The organism is [Anoxybacillus] calidus (assembly GCF_013760845.1).
Lineage (GTDB): Bacteria > Bacillota > Bacilli > Bacillales > Anoxybacillaceae > Paranoxybacillus > Paranoxybacillus calidus.
This window is the reverse complement of the sequence record NZ_JACDUU010000007.1, coordinates 85758-101835: the sequence shown is the minus strand read 5'-3', so window position 1 is coordinate 101835 and position 16078 is coordinate 85758. Positions and strand designations below refer to the sequence as shown.

The 16078-nt window shown below is 38.9% G+C and carries 20 protein-coding genes, 1 pseudogene and 1 riboswitch; of the genes and pseudogenes, 11 read left to right on the top strand and 10 right to left on the bottom strand.

Annotation, left to right across the window (positions count from 1 at the left end; translation table 11 throughout):
* Positions 1–5 precede the first annotated feature (5 nt).
* The 4 genes from HNQ85_RS13865 to HNQ85_RS13850 all read right to left on the bottom strand — a co-directional run bounded on the left by HNQ85_RS13865 (position 6) and on the right by HNQ85_RS13850 (position 3329).
* Positions 6–794 (bottom strand): YfkD famly protein, encoded by a 789-nt coding sequence (locus HNQ85_RS13865; protein WP_181538317.1) that lies wholly within the window; start codon positions 792–794, stop codon positions 6–8.
* Positions 795–889: 95 nt separating this feature from the next.
* Positions 890–1498 carry a YczE/YyaS/YitT family protein gene (locus tag HNQ85_RS13860; protein WP_181538316.1) on the bottom strand — a complete coding sequence of 203 codons (609 nt, stop codon included), beginning with the start codon at positions 1496–1498 and terminating at the stop codon, positions 890–892.
* A 268-nt stretch (positions 1499–1766) separates the two neighbouring features.
* Positions 1767–2822 (bottom strand): calcium/proton exchanger, encoded by a 1056-nt coding sequence (gene cax, locus HNQ85_RS13855; RefSeq protein ID WP_181538315.1) that lies wholly within the window; start codon positions 2820–2822, stop codon positions 1767–1769.
* Positions 2823–2948: 126 nt separating this feature from the next.
* A complete protein-coding gene (locus HNQ85_RS13850) occupies positions 2949–3329 on the bottom strand; it encodes an OsmC family protein (protein ID WP_181538314.1) in 381 nt (126 codons plus the stop codon).
* 88 nt (positions 3330–3417) lie between these two features.
* Here HNQ85_RS13850 and HNQ85_RS13845 point away from each other — a divergent pair, with 88 nt between their 5' ends.
* Both HNQ85_RS13845 and HNQ85_RS13840 read left to right on the top strand, forming a co-directional pair.
* Positions 3418–4581 carry an MFS transporter gene (locus HNQ85_RS13845; protein ID WP_246326877.1) on the top strand — a complete coding sequence of 388 codons (1164 nt, stop codon included), beginning with the start codon at positions 3418–3420 and terminating at the stop codon, positions 4579–4581.
* 122 nt (positions 4582–4703) lie between these two features.
* The gene (locus HNQ85_RS13840) at positions 4704–4850 is read left to right on the top strand and encodes a BH0509 family protein (protein ID WP_181538313.1); all 147 of its coding nucleotides are present in this window, start codon (positions 4704–4706) and stop codon (positions 4848–4850) included.
* A 273-nt stretch (positions 4851–5123) separates the two neighbouring features.
* Here HNQ85_RS13840 and HNQ85_RS13835 read toward each other — a convergent pair whose 3' ends face one another.
* Genes HNQ85_RS13835 through HNQ85_RS13825 form a run of 3 tightly spaced genes read right to left on the bottom strand, consistent with a single transcriptional unit; the run spans position 5124 to position 6790 of the window.
* Positions 5124–5957 carry a YihY/virulence factor BrkB family protein gene (locus HNQ85_RS13835; RefSeq protein WP_181538312.1) on the bottom strand — a complete coding sequence of 278 codons (834 nt, stop codon included), beginning with the start codon at positions 5955–5957 and terminating at the stop codon, positions 5124–5126.
* 14 nt (positions 5958–5971) lie between these two features.
* Positions 5972–6292 (bottom strand): YtxH domain-containing protein, encoded by a 321-nt coding sequence (locus HNQ85_RS13830; RefSeq protein ID WP_181538311.1) that lies wholly within the window; start codon positions 6290–6292, stop codon positions 5972–5974.
* 27 nt (positions 6293–6319) lie between these two features.
* On the bottom strand, positions 6320–6790 hold the full coding sequence (locus HNQ85_RS13825; protein ID WP_181538310.1) for a low molecular weight protein-tyrosine-phosphatase: 471 nt from the start codon (positions 6788–6790) through the stop codon (positions 6320–6322).
* Between the two features lie 128 nt (positions 6791–6918).
* On the opposite strand from HNQ85_RS13825, the gene HNQ85_RS13820 reads away from it, so the two are divergent.
* Entirely contained in the window at positions 6919–7143 is a 225-nt protein-coding gene (locus tag HNQ85_RS13820) for a DUF1128 domain-containing protein (RefSeq protein WP_181538309.1), read from the top strand.
* Positions 7144–7362: 219 nt separating this feature from the next.
* Here the strand turns inward: HNQ85_RS13820 and HNQ85_RS13815 are convergent, their stop codons facing one another.
* Positions 7363–8352 (bottom strand): HD-GYP domain-containing protein, encoded by a 990-nt coding sequence (locus tag HNQ85_RS13815; RefSeq protein ID WP_181538308.1) that lies wholly within the window; start codon positions 8350–8352, stop codon positions 7363–7365.
* Between the two features lie 209 nt (positions 8353–8561).
* Here HNQ85_RS13815 and HNQ85_RS17685 point away from each other — a divergent pair.
* Both HNQ85_RS17685 and HNQ85_RS17680 read left to right on the top strand, forming a co-directional pair.
* A pseudogene (locus tag HNQ85_RS17685) lies at positions 8562–9080 on the top strand (peptidoglycan recognition protein family protein); the annotation flags it as partial.
* Entirely contained in the window at positions 9069–9599 is a 531-nt protein-coding gene (locus HNQ85_RS17680) for a peptidoglycan-binding domain-containing protein (RefSeq protein WP_246326885.1), read from the top strand. The pseudogene HNQ85_RS17685 and the gene HNQ85_RS17680, both read left to right, overlap by 12 nt.
* Positions 9600–9699: 100 nt before the next feature.
* Here the strand turns inward: HNQ85_RS17680 and HNQ85_RS17880 are convergent, their stop codons facing one another.
* Positions 9700–9864 (bottom strand): EAL domain-containing protein, encoded by a 165-nt coding sequence (locus tag HNQ85_RS17880; protein ID WP_220129238.1) that lies wholly within the window; start codon positions 9862–9864, stop codon positions 9700–9702.
* A 1-nt stretch (position 9865) separates the two neighbouring features.
* On the bottom strand, positions 9866–10129 hold the full coding sequence (locus HNQ85_RS17875; RefSeq protein WP_181538306.1) for a diguanylate cyclase domain-containing protein: 264 nt from the start codon (positions 10127–10129) through the stop codon (positions 9866–9868).
* Between the two features lie 180 nt (positions 10130–10309).
* Positions 10310–10418: riboswitch (SAM riboswitch) on the top strand.
* A 71-nt stretch (positions 10419–10489) separates the two neighbouring features.
* Between HNQ85_RS17875 and HNQ85_RS13795 the strand changes: the two genes are divergently transcribed.
* From HNQ85_RS13795 to HNQ85_RS13770, 6 genes are all read left to right on the top strand, one after another.
* Positions 10490–10636, top strand: coding sequence for a DUF2292 domain-containing protein (locus HNQ85_RS13795; RefSeq protein ID WP_181538305.1), 147 nt, complete (start codon positions 10490–10492; stop codon positions 10634–10636).
* Between the two features lie 184 nt (positions 10637–10820).
* Positions 10821–11525 (top strand): phosphoadenylyl-sulfate reductase, encoded by a 705-nt coding sequence (locus tag HNQ85_RS13790; RefSeq protein ID WP_181538304.1) that lies wholly within the window; start codon positions 10821–10823, stop codon positions 11523–11525.
* 14 nt (positions 11526–11539) lie between these two features.
* Positions 11540–12613: an inorganic phosphate transporter gene (locus tag HNQ85_RS13785; protein ID WP_181538303.1), complete on the top strand. Its 1074-nt coding sequence runs from the start codon at positions 11540–11542 to the stop codon at positions 12611–12613.
* Positions 12614–12669: 56 nt separating this feature from the next.
* Positions 12670–13827, top strand: a complete 1158-nt coding sequence (sat, locus tag HNQ85_RS13780) for a sulfate adenylyltransferase (RefSeq protein ID WP_181538302.1) — start codon at positions 12670–12672, stop codon at positions 13825–13827.
* A 13-nt stretch (positions 13828–13840) separates the two neighbouring features.
* On the top strand, positions 13841–14458 hold the full coding sequence (gene cysC, locus HNQ85_RS13775; protein ID WP_181538301.1) for an adenylyl-sulfate kinase: 618 nt from the start codon (positions 13841–13843) through the stop codon (positions 14456–14458).
* Positions 14448–16076 carry a nitrite/sulfite reductase gene (locus tag HNQ85_RS13770; RefSeq protein WP_181538300.1) on the top strand — a complete coding sequence of 543 codons (1629 nt, stop codon included), beginning with the start codon at positions 14448–14450 and terminating at the stop codon, positions 16074–16076. Before cysC ends, HNQ85_RS13770 begins: the two co-directional genes overlap by 11 nt.
* Positions 16077–16078: the final 2 nt, after the last annotated feature.

The window sequence follows — 16078 nt, the reverse complement described above, 5'->3', positions numbered from 1 at the left end:
CCCTTTTATCTTGGAGAGCCGCTGATGACATAGGAAAATGATACGCGGTCTTGAACTGGAATCCATGCCCCAATTCCTTGAGTTGTAATATTTTTCACAACAATGCGTTTTTTGTTTCCTTTTAAGACCACATATACTTCCCCGTATGTTACTTTTCCTTTTTCATTGACAGCAGGAGCATAAGCATATAGATAGCCAAGTTTTTGCACAGGGACATTGTAAGCGCGGTCTTTTTTCGTTCCTATGCCAATAACCGTACCAAACGCTAGCGGCAAATTTGTCTTCTTCATTGCTGTTAATAACATCATCTTTTTCACAGCTTCTTCGTTCGGAATTTTTGCGGTTAAGCCACCACGAATATGTTTTTGCGTCTCTTGCCGATAAGAAATTTTTTGTGGAGCATTTCCGCTGCGATTATCATAAAAATTCGTATTAATTTTTTGATACTCCCAATTGATTGCCGTTTCTGTTGATTGGTAATTAAGCGGCCATTGTCCTAAGTAAATATTGGCTCGATAGCCAATCGCAAGCGGTGTCGTTGTAGCAGAAGACTCGTTTAATAAACGAATTAATTCAGGGTTGTCAATTTTTACGTTGGCTGACTTAATTAATTCCTTCGCAAATTTACTCGGCTGTAAGTATGGTAAATCTTGCGTTGGATTTGGGTACGTATTCTCTTTTGATATATCCATTACTGAATTTGGAATGGTATATTTTTGTACAGGCTCTGCAGCTATAACAGATGATTGGAAAAAAAAGAAACTAATAAAACAAATAAAACTCCATTTTTTCATCGCTCTCACTCCTTTCAAAATGCTGTTTACACCGTTATTTTTTTCAAAGATAAGCAGTTTATCCATCAAATAATGAAAAAGCCACTAGAAAATTTCTAGTGGCTTTTGCTGATTTGTTTGAATAAATACTCAAATTTAGGAAAGAAAAATTGAATGAACGGACCAATAAGAAGCGTAATCACAATGGTGCCTACCCCTATTGGACCATTAAATACCAGCGCTAAAATAAGTGCCAACACTTCTCCTAGCGTTTTTGCCGTCATCAATGTAATTTTCAAATTCTCCTTTAGAACCATCATAAATTGATCAATTGGATTGAGGGGAAATTTTGCCTGTAAATAAATAGATACCCCTATAGAAATAATGATTAAACCAAGCAAAAATAACAACAACCGCAACAACAAACTAGATGGTTCCCAATTGGACAAAATGAATTTCAGCCAAAAATCAATAAAAACACCGATGATGATAATGGTAGCAATAGCCAATATTTCTGGGAATCTTCTCAAGAGAATCGCATTAATGATAATTAATATAGTGCCAACAATCATGACCCATGTTCCAACCGTAAAGCCGATTGTTTCTGCTAAACCGACATTTAACGCATCCCATGCTCCTGCGCCTAAATCAGCTTTAATTGTTAATACAACACCAAATGAAATAATAAACAAACCAACGATGTAAAATAAAAAACGATAAACCATTTTATCCCCCTAAAAAATATTCATAATATTTAATAATTTCTAATAATAATATATAATAACAATTAAGTTATTTTAATTATGTTTTGTTTTTCCTCCTATTGATATATGTTTTGTCCAAACAGAAAATGAGGCTGCCCCTGAAGCAAAGTGTCAGGCCCCGCAACCATCATGTATAGTGCATAACACTGGATAAGAACACTATATATGATGGATTGTGCGTGAGGTGAGACACTCAACTCATGGGTCAGCCCCCTTTTTTATAAAACGCTTATAATAAATAAAAACCTATTCCCATAATAATGTAAGCTGCTAACATCGTTGCCCCTTCAAACCAGTTTGTGTCTCCATCATTTGAAAGAACAATGGTAAGGAGAACAGCTGTTGCCATCGCAATTAATTCAGGCAAAGAAAAAACTAACGGCATTTGCACAGGGAAAAGCAACGAAACAAGCACAAGGACAGGTGCTACAAACATCGCAATTTGCAATGTCGAGCCAATCGCAATTTCAACAGCAACATTCATTTTATTTTTATAGGCCATGATAATTGCTGAAGCATGTTCTGCGGCATTACCGACAATTGCAACAATGATAACCCCGATAAACAGTTCGCTCCAGCCAAATGACTCAGCGACCGCCTCAAATGTATGTACCAAATTTTCAGATACATAAGCAACCGCAGCAGTGGCAAGCGCCAAAATCGCAATGGACTTCCCTTTTGACCACTCTGGTTCCTCATGTTCTTCTACTTCATCTGATTTATGCTGATAAACTCCACGATGTGTAACAAGCTTAAAATATAACGCTGCTAAGTAAAGGGTAATCATAATAACAGAAATGCCGACGCTGAGCGATAATGTTTTCGTTTCAGACATGGTCACTGAGAAAACTTCCGGTATGACAAATGCGACTAAGATGGCAAATGTTAATAAACCGGCGTTGTGGCGAGCATCATATACATTGAATTCTTGACGTTTATATTTCAGACCACCGACAAAAAAGGACAACCCTGCGACTAACAGTAAATTCCCTAGCACTGAACCTGTTAATGAAGCTAACACAACTTCGACTAATCCCGCTTTTAAGGCAAAAATCGAAATAATCAATTCAACCGCGTTTCCAAACGTTGCATTTAGCAAACCTCCAATTCGCGGTCCCGCTACAATCGCTAAGCTCTCGGTCGCTCTTCCCATATAACTTGCTAACGCAATAATCGTTAAGCAATAAATCACAAACATAAGAATGGAAGGCCAGTGCAAAACACTACCGGCAATGGACAGCGGCACACCGGCGAACACCATTAAAGCAAACAGCTTATTAAGCATACATTCCCAGCCTTTCATATGTAATGTTATTTTCTTACTCTATCATGAACATTTTCTCTCTTTTTATGTCTAATATCAATATAAAATAGACAAATATTCCCTCAAGGACAGAAGAACGAAGGGGAGTTAAATGAGTTCAAATGATTCTGTCACTTCAATACTTCCTTCTACAGAACGGACCATCGAACAATTTTTCCGCGTGACTTCAAGCGATTTAGCAACTTTTTCTCGATCTAGATTTTTTCCTTTAATGATAAAATGGAGATGAATTTTCTCGATACGGTTAGCCTCTTTTTCGTTTCTTGTAACATCTGCCTTTACCGTTATATCTTCGATTTCTAAACGTTTTTTCTCTAAAATTTTGCGCAACACTCCACCACTGCAGACGGCAACGGCTGACACAAGCAATTGATACGGCCGGAAACCGTATGTTTCATCTCCTGCAACATGCAATTCTCCATATTCCAATTGCGTTTTAAAGCCCACTTCCTTCATTTTAAATTCCATTTTGTATCACCTCATTTTTCTTGTCATTAACAAAAAATATATTGTACTATTTTATTCAGTATGACTTTTTTCAGATGGGGTTATTTTTATGAAAATGAACAACATGCGCTTTTGGATTTTAGTAAGTATCGTTGCCATCTCCGGTTTATCGCAAGGTTTGCTGTTACCGCTTATTTCAATTATCCTTGAGAAAAACGGGTTTTCTTCGTCACTAAATGGAATTCATGCGACTGCTTTATACATTGGCGTGCTGCTTATTTCTCCGTTTATGGAAAAACCGCTTAGAAAATATGGATACAAACCCATTATTATGTTCGGTGGCTTTATTGTACTACTCTCATTAGCTTCATTTCCACTTTGGCACTCGTTTATGTTCTGGTTTTTCTTGCGGCTTTTGATTGGCATTGGCGATCATATGCTGCATTTTGCAACACAAACGTGGATTACAGACTTTTCACCACCTCATCGGCGTGGCCGTAATCTGTCGTTGTATGGTTTATTTTTCGGCATCGGTTTCGCGATTGGGCCACTGTTGACGCCGCTTGTTGAAGTGCACCAGTCACTTCCGTTTATCGTTTCATCTTTTCTCAGCTTACTTGGTTGGCTGACATTATTTTTGTTAAAAAATGAATATCCAAATACCACTGATGAACACGAAAGTTTTTTTGCTACGTTCAAACGATTTGCGCAAGCCTGGAAATACGCTTGGGTTGCTCTTTTATTACCGTTTGCCTATGGCTTTTTAGAAGCAGCCGTCAACGGAAGCTTCCCGATTTTCGCCCTTCGTGAGAATATTCCTGTACAACAGGTTTCTGTTATTTTGCCTGCCTTTGCCATCGGCGGCATTGTCTTTCAGCTGCCTCTTGGTTTATTAAGCGACCGTTGGGGACGAAAAATCGTTCTTCTGTTTGCGCTATTAATCGGTTGTATTAGCTTTATAACAGCCAGCATGCTTTCTCAATCGTTTATCGGTCTTTTTGTTTGCTTTTTTGTTGCCGGCATGTTTGTTGGTTCTTTATTTTCATTAGGCATGTCATACACAGCTGACCTTCTCCCTAAACATTTGCTTCCTGCTGGAAATTTACTGTGCGGAATTCTTTATAGTGTCGGAAGCATTGCTGGCCCCTTCATCAGCGGTTGGGTCATTCAATATTGGCAAGGGGAAAGCTTTTTTATTGTCATGAGTTTTATGCTCTTAACGATTGCAACATCCTTGTTCATATGTACAAAGCCTGAGATCGCTTTAAAGTGATGAACAGGCTTTTTATTTTTTACCTAATTTTCAGAAAATACATTGACCGTTTTTTTGAACTGTTATATAATACTAATAAATAAAAAATACTGTTTTAAAACAGATTAAAGGAGCGATGATGGATGAGCAGAGCGGAACGGAAAAATATGATTGATTTTATCGAGAAAATGAAAGGAATTAACAAAAACGAACTTCTTTATATGACAGACGCAGAAATTGAACACATTTACAACCAAACATATTACCATTATGAAGAAATCGTTGAATAATAAATGGTTGTCAATCTTATAATCATAAAGATAGGACTTGGAGAGTTTCCCAAGTCCTATTTCTTTCTTTTTAGTTTTAGTGATAACCGTTTTGTCCGTTAGCACTTCCGCTTGTTTTATGTTTCGGTTTATTCTTTCCTTTTTGTTTAGTCCCGCCATCTTTTTTTGTTTGCTTAGTCATGTAGAATCCCCCTCATGATTGAATGAAGGCAACCGCCTTACAGCATTTAATATCTCTTGTTTCTTTTTATTCATGAGAGGAAGTTTGTGGGTTTAACGTTCGTACATTTTTCCCTCGCGGCGACAATCAAAAATCGCGTTCATTTCCCCACCTAACACAATAATCATCCCTGATAAATAAAACCAAACCATCAATACAATAATGCCGCCAAGACTTCCATACATCACTGTGTAATTAGCCAGATTCTCCACATAATAAGAAAAAGCAAGTGAAACAACCATCCAACCAATCGTTGCAAACAACGCGCCACTTGTTACATGCCTTATACGCAAATGCTTATTGGGAGCAAAATAATATAAAGCGGTAAAAACAAGAAACAAAATAACGGAACTGACTACCCATCTGAATGTATTCCAAACGGCCAAAAACTCATTGGAAAAGCCAAATGCCGAAAACAAAAAACTGCCAATCGCTCGTCCGAAAACTGGAAGTACAATCGCAACAACAATGACGGACATCATCGCAAACGTTAATAAAACCGACATTCCTCTTGCCACAATAAAGGAACGATCTTCCTTCACATTATAAGCACGGTTAAAAGCACGGACAATCGCATTAATTCCATTGGAGGCCGACCAAATCGTTGCGATAATACCAAATGACAATAGTTTTCCATTTTGATGCTCCATCATGGTATGTACGTTTGTTTCAATTAAGTGAAACACCTCTTTGGGCGCATATTCACGCATAAGCAACAATACATCTTCATGCGGAATGGGTAAATAGGCAAGCAACGTAAATAAGAAAATTAAAAATGGAAAAAGGGACAGAAGAAAAAAATACGCCAATTCTGCCGATAAACGAGAAATCTCATCTTTTTGAAAACGATTCACCAGTTCCCGAACAAAAGAGAGATCGATTGTCATACTTCTCCCTCCAATTACAGTTGAGAATCATCATCCTTTCGCCGCATAAATGTTTCTTTAACAAATCCGATCACTTCAGGCGTTTTTTCGTTTATTTCTTTTATTTTTTCCGCGATGAAAGAAATATCCTCAGACAACTGCTCCAGCGATTGTCGGCATTTGTGTACGTGTTGGTTAACATTTTCAGCCATATTGACTAGATCTTTTAAGAAATACTCCAACTTGTTTTTAGCACGTAACATTTTTCTTGTTTCTTGATCAAGAAGAGACATAGCCGCTCCAATGGCTGCGCCAATCATTATTCCTTTCCATAACTTATTACTTTTCCCAGCCATTTATTCCCCCTCTTTTCACTATGTTGTTTATAAATGATGCTCTTTTTTAATCGTTTCCAGCAAGTTTTTACACCCTTTTTGAATCAGCTCATACACTTCGTCAAAATTACCTGTATAGTAAGGGTCAGGCACATCCGCAACATCACTATCCGGCACAAAATCAAGAAGCCGACCGATAAAGCCGACTTTATTGTATCCGGCCAAACGCCGTAAATTTCCTAAATTCTCAACATCCATAGCAATAATATAATCAAACGATTCCAAGTCCTCTTTAACAACTTTCCGAGCACGAATCCCCTCAAAACTAATATTATTTTTCATTAAAATTTGTTGTGTTCCATAATGCGGCGGCTTGCCAATATGCCAATCCCCTGTACCTGCTGAATCAATTATAATTTTATCTTCGAGCCCTTCCTTCTTCACTAAATCGCGAAAAATCGCTTCCGCCATTGGTGAACGACAAATATTCCCTAAGCAAACGAACAACACTTTCACCATTTTCCTGACAACTCCTTCCTCTACTTACTAACACATTATAAACAAAATTCGATAATGGAAAAAGTTAAGAAAAATATACGTCATATATGCTACAATGTGAATAATTACATACGAAAGGAATGAATACATTGGATTTAACAAAAAAATCAATGGAAAATGTTGAATACATGATCGAAAAAATAAAAGAAAAACTCAAAGTATTAAACTTCGATGCCATCAAACCGTCTCATTTTGATGAAAATTTGTATGATGACTTAAAGGACATTTACGATATGGTCATGAAAAAAACATCGTTCAGCCCGAGTGAAATGCAAGCAATTGCCGAAGAATTAGGAAATTTGCGCAAAAAATAAAGTTCAACTTCATCAGCGGGGGTTTTCTTCATCCCCCACTGATGTTAGTTGAACTTATCGGGTTCTTAGCGTCCGTTATCTCCCACCTGTAGAGGTGGGAGTCTTACGGACGATTAGAACGGGATAAAAATAGGCTGACCTCTAAGTGTCTGTCCCCACGCACCATCCACAGATATATAGTATGGTTATGGGGACTGACACTTTGCTTTAAGGTCAGCCTCATTCTTTATTCTTATCATGAATAACGCTAATAATAAGCAAATTCGGTTTCTCTGTCAGTGAAATTTCCTCATTCGTTGATAAGTAGCGAATGTATGGCCGCTGCATATGGTTCATAATTTTCGTTACGATGGCTTCCCTGCCATCGCTCATTTTCACTTTTGTACCCGGCGGATAAGAAGGAATTGTATTAATGAAAAGGTGGACTAATTCCTGCGCAAAATCAATATTGCTTTTTGCCATCAATGCTTCCATCGCTTCGTGCGGCGGAACACCTTCTTCAGAAATGAGATTTTCAAACCGGTTCGCAATTCCGCAAATTTGCGCATATTGGTGAATCTCTTTATGCCGAATTTTTCTCGGAGCCCCTTCCCCGTTAAATGTTTCGTGATGCTGGTATGCAACGTGAGCAGACAACAGACTGATTTCCCTGTTTCTCCGCAAATATTCGAAACCTTTTAGCGCATGGTGTTCGTCCCCTTTCACTGCCTTTCCAATATCATGTAATAATGCTCCCATTGCTAAGTCGCGCATTTGTAAACTATTGAGTCGTAGTTTTTTTCCTATCTGCAACGACAAAAGCGCGACATTCACGGCATGAGCATAAGGCCGAAGCTCAACAGACAAAGAAGTGGACGGAATAATGATAAGTATTTTGCGTCTGCTTACTTCATCTACTAATCTCACAACAAGTTTTTGCATCTCTCGAATATTTAGCGGCTTGTTTGCTTTTACGTCTTCAAACGCTTTTTGGACAATTTCGGTAGCGTCCATCCATGATGGCATATCCATTAATTCTTCCATCGTAATTCCTTCTGAAATTAAATCGTCAACAAACAAATATTTAATATCCATTTGTCGCAAACGTTCTAAATATTTTGGATGAATCGTCCGGCCTGCCGCTAACAAAACGCGGCGATGACGATCATAAATGGGTCTTGCCAGTTGCATCGTTTTATCGTTGTACTCATCGATCATGATTAACCTCATCTATAGATGCTCCTTTGCTTTGTATACTTCTAGATACTTAACTACATCGAATTTTTAAGGATAACTTTTACACTCTTTAAAGCAATTATATAAAGTAGAAAAATATATAAAATCCTTTGTTTTCCTAGTTTTAAACGAGAACATTTTAACATTTTTTTCTGCTTCACATATGATGAAAAACATAAAATGATGTAGGGAAGGAGAAACGCATGGCATACGAAATTACAAGGGACTATATCAGCTTTGGAAATGCTCGTTCTGGTGAAAAGCTGAAAGAGGTAAAATTTATTGTTAGCCATTCAACGGGAAATCCTGGCTCTACTGCCTACGCAAACCGCAACTATTTTAATAATCATCAGCCTTACGCGTCCGCACATACGTTTATTGATGATCGTTACATTCTTGAGATTATTCCTTTAGATGAAAAAGCTTGGCATGTCTTATATAGCAAACCAACTGATAATCGAATGTTTGGGGCAGATGCAAATGATGCTGCTATCGGAGTTGAACTTTGTTACGGAGGGAATATTAACTTTACGGAAGCATATAATCGTTACGTTTGGTATCATGCTTACCTCTGTCAAAAGTTTAATCTCGACCCTTCAAAACATATCGTTTCTCACAGGACACTCGATCCAGAACGACGGACGGACCCACTTGATGCTTTTCGCTTGTACGGTATTACATGGGATGGTTTTATTTCTGATGTAAGTAGAATGCTTGAGTCTTCACAATCTCTGAAAAATCGAGCTTCTCAAGTGCCAAGCACCTTCTTGCGTCTACCTTTAAAAATAGGAGACAGAGGACCTTTCGTCAAAGAAGTACAAGAAGATTTAATTCGCGCCGGGTTTCCACTTCCGAAATATGGAGCGGACGGAATTTTTGGGGAAGAAACGGAAAGAGCGGTCATGGCATTTCAAAAACAATATGGATTGCACATCGACGGATTAGTAGGAAGAGAAACATTAACGAAACTAACAGAAGTAGTGAAAAGTAAACTGTACAATGAAGAATTTCCACTTCCAAACAAAGTTTTAAAAAGAGGAGACACAGGAGAAGATGTGAAAATGGTGCAGCGCGCTTTAAAACACCTAAACTTCGACCCGAAAGATATTGATGGCATTTACGGTAAAAAGACAGAAAATGCTGTTAGAAGGTTTCAATCGATGTATGCTGCTTTAAAAGACGATGGGATTTACGGTCCGAATACGCGTAAATTTATGAAAATGGAACTTCAGCAAAAATAGGAGGCTGACCGAAAAGCAAAGTGTCAGACCCCACAACTATAATATATATCGTGGATTTTGCGTGAGGTCAGACGCTTGAGTCAGCCTCTTTCTTTATGTTTCATTTGAAAAAGCTTGTGCCATATACAATTTCTCCAATTCGTTTTGGAATAATAAGTCCTAATTCCTCGGCAATCGGAATAAAATCTGTCGGAGAGACAGACCCTAGCTCTTTATTGTCCCAACGAATTAATGCTTCAACGCCAACTAAACGATTTGTACCCAATTCAATTTTTCAAACGTTCTGTTACTTTTTCCAATAATATGTCTCCAAACATGTGGCCTTGTGTATCATTAATCACTTTAAAGCGATCTAAATCAATAAATAAAATCGCTATCCGCTGCTTGACATGGTTTTCAACTAAACTAGCTAAATACTTTTTTAAGTAGTAGCGTTTCCATTCATCAAATATAAAAAATTCGAAACAAGCAAAAATAAGCTCCAGTAATAGCACAGCAAAAATGAGTTGATTTAATTGTTTTATTTTCAATAGTCACCACTACAAATCTCCAAAAATCAACAAAATTTTCTAAGTTCAGTATAACACTAAAGATGGTTATAAAAGTTTAAATATATGTAAAATGTAACTTAATATTTCCAATAAAAATTATTCCTATCGAAAAACTAGGATTGACATTTGTTAGAATTATGGTAAAATTTTAGACAATTATACTTATCAAGAGCGGCGGAGGGACTTGGCCCTGTGAACCCCGGCAACCTGCTTGTAAGGAGTAAGGTGCTAAATCCAGCAAAATGTGAACCATTTTGGGAGATAAGGTAAAATACGTTACCTCTTCAGTCTTTCCGAAATGGAAAGTTTTTATTTGAATTCATAAAAGGGGGGACTGTTGTGGGAAACGGCGAACAGCAGCTTGAAGGAGTCTTTACAAAAATTAAAGAAATGCTCGATTCTATGAAATTTGGCTCGATTACACTTGTTGTTCAAGATGGAAAAGTGATTCAGTTGGAGAAAAACGAGAAATTAAGATTAAAATAAGCACGCTGACTAGACAAACTAGAGGCGGAGGCTGACCCAAAAGCAAAGTGTCAGGCCCCACAACACAATATATAGGACATCATATTGATAATGAACTATATATTGTGAAATGCACGTGAGGTCGGACGCTTATGGATTAGCCCCTGCCTTTTTCTTTGTTCGAAAACAAGGAGGGGGAAAACATTTGCTTACTTATGCCAACTGGGAGCAAGAAAAACCGTCTTTTTCAAATAATAACGAAACAAAAGGTGCCCTTGATGTGCTGAAATGGGCATATGATCATTATAAAAATGATATCGTCTATGCCTGTAGTTTCGGGGTGGAAGGAATTGTTTTAATCGACTTAATTTCTAAAGTAAAGCCGGATGCAGAAATTATCTTTCTCGATACCGATCTGCATTTTCAGGAAACATATGAAACCATTGAAAAAGTAAAAGAAAGGTATCCTTCGCTGCGTATCATCATGAAATCTCCGGCTCTCTCACTTCAGGAACAAGCAGCGCTTTTTGGCGATGAATTATGGAAAATACATCCGAATAAATGTTGTGAACTACGTAAAATTATCCCGCTTCGTGAAGTGCTGACCGGCATATCAGCCTGGATTTCCGGTCTGCGCCGGGAACAATCACCAACGCGGGCAAATACAGAATATATCAATCAAGATCATAAATTTCAATCCATTAAAATTTGCCCGCTGATTTATTGGACATGGCAAGATATTTGGCGATATGTTCATCAGCATAACCTGCCATACAACAAACTTCACGATATGGGATATCCAAGTATCGGTTGCGAACCATGCACTGCTCCTGCTTATGACTTGAATAATTTACGTTCTGGGCGATGGTCAGGACATGCGAAAACGGAATGCGGCCTTCATGAATCATAAAAGGAGTGGCGTTCATGCTAGTGACAACCGCTTTTATCATTTCCCTATTTTTTGCGATGAACATTGGCGGAAGCGGTGCAGCAGCAACAATGGGCGTCGCTTATGGATCCGGTGCGATTAAAAAGAAGCCTATCGCCTTATTACTCTGTGCGATTGGTATCTTCTTAGGCAGCCTTGCTGGTGGCGAAGTCGTAAAAACCATCAGCTCAGGAATTATCCCTTCATCGATTTTAACAGTAAAAATGGTCATCATTATTTTAGCTGCAGCAGCTATTTCTCTATTTGCTGCGAATATCATGGGAATTCCGCTTTCAACAAGCGAAATAACCGTGGGGGCTGTTGTCGGTGTAGGCGTCGCCTATCAAACTTTATATATTCAAAAACTACTTTTCATCGTATCCATTTGGATTATCATTCCAATCATTGCATTTACATGTACTTATTTTATTGGCAAATGGTTTTTGCTTATGAAAGAAAAATACCCTTACATCGAACAAGGAGTATGGCAAAAAACATTTATGATTGCTCTTATTGTCGCTGGATTTTTTGAAGCCTTCTCCGCCGGAATGAATAACGTAGCTAACGCTGTCGGCCCTCTTGTCGGCGCCGGGCTCATTTCCGTGACAAAAGGAACGATCATTGGTGGCCTGTTTGTCGCCTTCGGAGCATTATTGTTAGGACATCGAGTGCTTGAAACAAACGGAAAAAAGATTACACGATTTTCTCCGTTTGAAGGATGTGCCATTTCGGGCACTGGAGCACTTCTTGTCATTCTCTCGTCGATTTTCGGTCTTCCTGTACCATTAACACAAATTACCACTTCAGCCATTATCGGTATTGGCACAGCGAAAAGCGGCTTTTACGTTTGGCAAAAACGAATTGTCATTCAGCTTTTAAAAGTTTGGCTTGTCTCACCTGTTTTTTCTCTTGTCATTTCTTACAGTCTAGTGAAATGGCTGCTAGATAGCGATATTTATACCGTCATTGCCATTATTAGCGTCTGTCTGGCTACAATCGGTACCTTAAGCCTCAAAAAAACAATTACGGAAGATAAACGCTCTTTGCATGAAAACGGCGGCGGTATTTAGCTATAAAACACAGTTAAACAATATGAATTACATACTTATACAAGGAGGTTTTATTGATGAGCTTAAGCATACCTCATGGCGGAAGTTTAATAAACCGTTGGAACCCTGATTATCCAATCTCGCAAATTGAAAAAGAAATTGAATTAAGCAAAGCAGAACTAAGCGACCTCGAACTCATTGGAATTGGAGGATACAGCCCGCTAACCGGCTTCTTAGGAAAAGAAGACTACGAATCTGTTGTCGAAACAATGCGCCTAGAAAATGGTACTGTTTGGAGCATTCCAATTACACTAGCAGTGACTAAAGAAAAAGCGTCACAGTTAGCGATTGGTGAAACAGTCAAACTTGTTCATGCTGGGGAAGTTTACGGAGTTCTTGACATTCAAGAAATATACGAACCAGATAAAACCAAGGAAGCTCTCCTCGTCTACCAAACAGATGACTTAAGTCACCCTGGTGTCAAAAAGCTATTTACCAAGCCAAATCTATATGTCGGCGGGCCAATTACTCTAGTAAAACGCACTGATAAAGGTCGTTTCGCTCCATTTTACTTTGACCCAGCTGAAACGAGAAAACTTTTTGCCGAACGAGGATGGAATAGCGTTGTCGGCTTCCAAACAAGAAATCCCGTCCACCGCGCTCATGAATATATTCAAAAATGTGCACTTGAAATTGTTGATGGCTTATTTTTAAACCCTTTAGTCGGCGAAACAAAAGAAGACGACATTCCAGCAGACATTCGTATGGAAAGCTATCAAGTATTGTTAGAAAACTATTATCCAAAAGACCGCGTTTTTCTCGGAGTGTTTCAAGCAGCGATGCGCTATGCCGGTCCGCGTGAAGCCATTTTCCATGCAATTGTACGCAAAAACTTTGGCTGCACTCATTTTATTGTTGGCCGTGACCATGCCGGTGTCGGCAACTATTACGGAACGTACGATGCGCAAAAAATTTTCTTGAATTTTACACAAGAAGAACTTGGAATTACCCCTCTTTTCTTTGAACATAGCTTTTACTGCACGAAATGTGAAGGAATGGCGTCGACAAAAACGTGCCCGCATGACCAGAAATATCATGTCGTACTATCTGGCACAAAGGTGCGGGAAATGCTGCGAAACGGCGAGGTTCCACCGAGCACGTTCAGCCGCCCTGAAGTCGTGCAAGTCTTAATTAAAGGTATGAAACAAAAAGCACTCTCCATTTCAAGCAATTAAGGAGGAAGAAGGATTGAGTAAAAATCTTACATGGCACCACACTACGATTACCAAAGAACAGCGCCGCCAACAAAATGGTCATCATAGCTGCATTTTATGGTTTACCGGCCTTTCCGGTTCAGGTAAATCAACCATTGCTAATGCTGTTTCCAAAAGGCTATTTGAACTAGGGATCCAAAATTATGTCTTAGATGGCGACAATATTCGGCACGGTTTAAACAAAGACTTAGGCTTTTCCGCTGAAGATCGTACCGAAAACATTCGCCGTATCGGAGAAGTTGCCAAATTATTTGTTGATAGCGGGCAATTCGTATTAACAGCGTTTATTTCCCCTTTTACTCAAGATCGCCAGCTTGTTCGCCAACTCGTAGAAAATGATGAGTTTATCGAAATTTACGTTAAATGCCCGCTTGACGAATGTGAAAAACGCGATCCAAAAGGACTTTACAAAAAAGCGAGAAACGGGGAAATTCGCGACTTTACCGGCATCGATTCACCATATGAAGAACCGGTGTCGCCAGAGCTGATAATTGAAACACATCTTTACTCGGTTGAAGAATGTGTCAATCAAGTCATTGCGTACTTGCATTCTCGAAATTTTATTAAGGAGGAAATCGTAAATGGCGTATGAAAAAACATGGGCGAACAATCCAAACTTAAACAAAACAGAATTAAAAAAGCTAAAAAAAGATGGGTTGAAAATTTTCGAAGATATTCCTTACTATGCAAAACACGGTTTTGCTTCGATTCCTCAAGAGGAATGGGATTTGTTTAAATGGGCAGGGCTTTATTTACAAAAACCAAAAGAAGCTGGCTACTTCATGATGCGTGTTTGTATCCCTTCCGGCATTTTAAATAATGAACAGTTGGAAACATTAGCAGGAATTGCACGCGATTATGGTCGTAATGTTTTTGACATTACTACTCGTCAGGCGGTGCAGTTTCATTGGCTTCGCATCGAACAGCTTCCTGATATTTTTGAACGATTGACGCGTGTCGGTTTATCTACAGCTGGAGCCTGTGGTGACATCACCCGCAATATTGTCGGCAACCCGCTTGCAGGAATCGATCCTCATGAGCTGGTCGACACAACGAAAATCGTTCGAGAAGTATACGAGTTTTTCCAACGTAATGAAGATTTCTCAAACTTGCCGCGCAAATATAAAATGTCCATTAGTGGAAACGTCTATAACACAGTAAACGCGGAAATTCATTGTATCTCCTTCACTCCAGCGAAAAAAATCATCGATGGTAAAGAAACGCTCGGTTTTCATGTAAAAGTTGGCGGTGGATTATCCTCCGCGCCATATCTCGCGCAAACTTTAGATGTATTCGTCAAACCAGAGCAAGTAAAAGATGTCGCCATTGCCGTGACAACGATTTTCCGCGATTATGGTTATCGCGAAAAACGACATCGTGCTCGCTTAAAGTTTCTGGTTGCCGACTGGGGAATCGAAAAATTTAAAGAAAAGCTACTAGAGTTAACTGGCCCACTGCCATCAAAAGGTGAAGACGTACAAAAGGGCTGGAATGCCGGTTACTTTTACGGCGTTCATCCACAGAAGCAAAAAGGGCTGAATTATATCGGCTTTAACGTTCCGGTCGGGCGCTTGCATGCCGATGAAGTGTTTGAGATTGCTAGAGTTGCCAAACAATATGGCAACGGTGAAGTCCGCTTATGTAATTCACAAAATTTAATTATTCCAAACATTCCTAACGAACATGTTGACGCTGTCTTGCAAGAAAAAGTATTTGAGCGAATTACCATCAAACCAAAATCATTTATCGGTTATTCGGTCTCTTGTACAGGTATCGAATATTGCAACTTGGCGCTTGTAGAAACAAAAGAACGGATGCGTCGCATTGCCGAATATCTCGATGACCATCTAGAAATTGATGTGCCAGTCCGAATCCATATGGTCGGCTGTCCGAATTCATGCGGTCAGCGGCAAATTGCCGATATCGGTCTGCAAGGCATTAAGATGAAGACGAAAGATAAAGGTATGGTTGAAGCATTTGAAATTTACGTAGGTGGTACGTTACGCAACGGCGGAAAATTTAATGATAAATTAAAAGGAAAAGTCGACGCACAGCAACTGCCAGAAGTGTTAGCACAACTTTTGACTTATTTCAAAGAAACGAAACTACCGGGCGAAACGTTTTTCGACTATGTTAACCGTGTTGGATTAGAGCCACTCCAAACGGCATTAGACAGTATTTTAAATAAACAAAACGAAACCGTTGTATAAGG

Bases quoted from the DNA above. Each gene is read 5' to 3' on its own strand.
- HNQ85_RS13860 (WP_181538316.1), bottom strand. From the start codon at position 1,498: ATGGTTTATCGTTTTTTATTTTACATCGTTGGTTTGTTTATTATTTCA.
- HNQ85_RS13850 (WP_181538314.1), bottom strand. From the start codon at position 3,329: ATGGAATTTAAAATGAAGGAAGTGGGCTTTAAAACGCAATTGGAATAT.
- sat (WP_181538302.1), top strand. From the start codon at position 12,670: ATGAGCTTAAGCATACCTCATGGCGGAAGTTTAATAAACCGTTGGAAC.
- HNQ85_RS13825 (WP_181538310.1), bottom strand. From the start codon at position 6,790: ATGGTGAAAGTGTTGTTCGTTTGCTTAGGGAATATTTGTCGTTCACCA.
- cax (WP_181538315.1), bottom strand. From the start codon at position 2,822: ATGCTTAATAAGCTGTTTGCTTTAATGGTGTTCGCCGGTGTGCCGCTG.
- HNQ85_RS13830 (WP_181538311.1), bottom strand. From the start codon at position 6,292: ATGGCTGGGAAAAGTAATAAGTTATGGAAAGGAATAATGATTGGCGCA.
- HNQ85_RS13845 (WP_246326877.1), top strand. From the start codon at position 3,418: ATGAAAATGAACAACATGCGCTTTTGGATTTTAGTAAGTATCGTTGCC.
- HNQ85_RS13835 (WP_181538312.1), bottom strand. From the start codon at position 5,957: ATGACAATCGATCTCTCTTTTGTTCGGGAACTGGTGAATCGTTTTCAA.
- HNQ85_RS13785 (WP_181538303.1), top strand. From the start codon at position 11,540: ATGCTAGTGACAACCGCTTTTATCATTTCCCTATTTTTTGCGATGAAC.
- HNQ85_RS13865 (WP_181538317.1), bottom strand. From the start codon at position 794: ATGAAAAAATGGAGTTTTATTTGTTTTATTAGTTTCTTTTTTTTCCAA.
- HNQ85_RS13815 (WP_181538308.1), bottom strand. From the start codon at position 8,352: ATGAGGTTAATCATGATCGATGAGTACAACGATAAAACGATGCAACTG.
- HNQ85_RS13840 (WP_181538313.1), top strand. From the start codon at position 4,704: ATGAGCAGAGCGGAACGGAAAAATATGATTGATTTTATCGAGAAAATG.
- HNQ85_RS17680 (WP_246326885.1), top strand. From the start codon at position 9,069: ATGCTTGAGTCTTCACAATCTCTGAAAAATCGAGCTTCTCAAGTGCCA.
- HNQ85_RS13770 (WP_181538300.1), top strand. From the start codon at position 14,448: ATGGCGTATGAAAAAACATGGGCGAACAATCCAAACTTAAACAAAACA.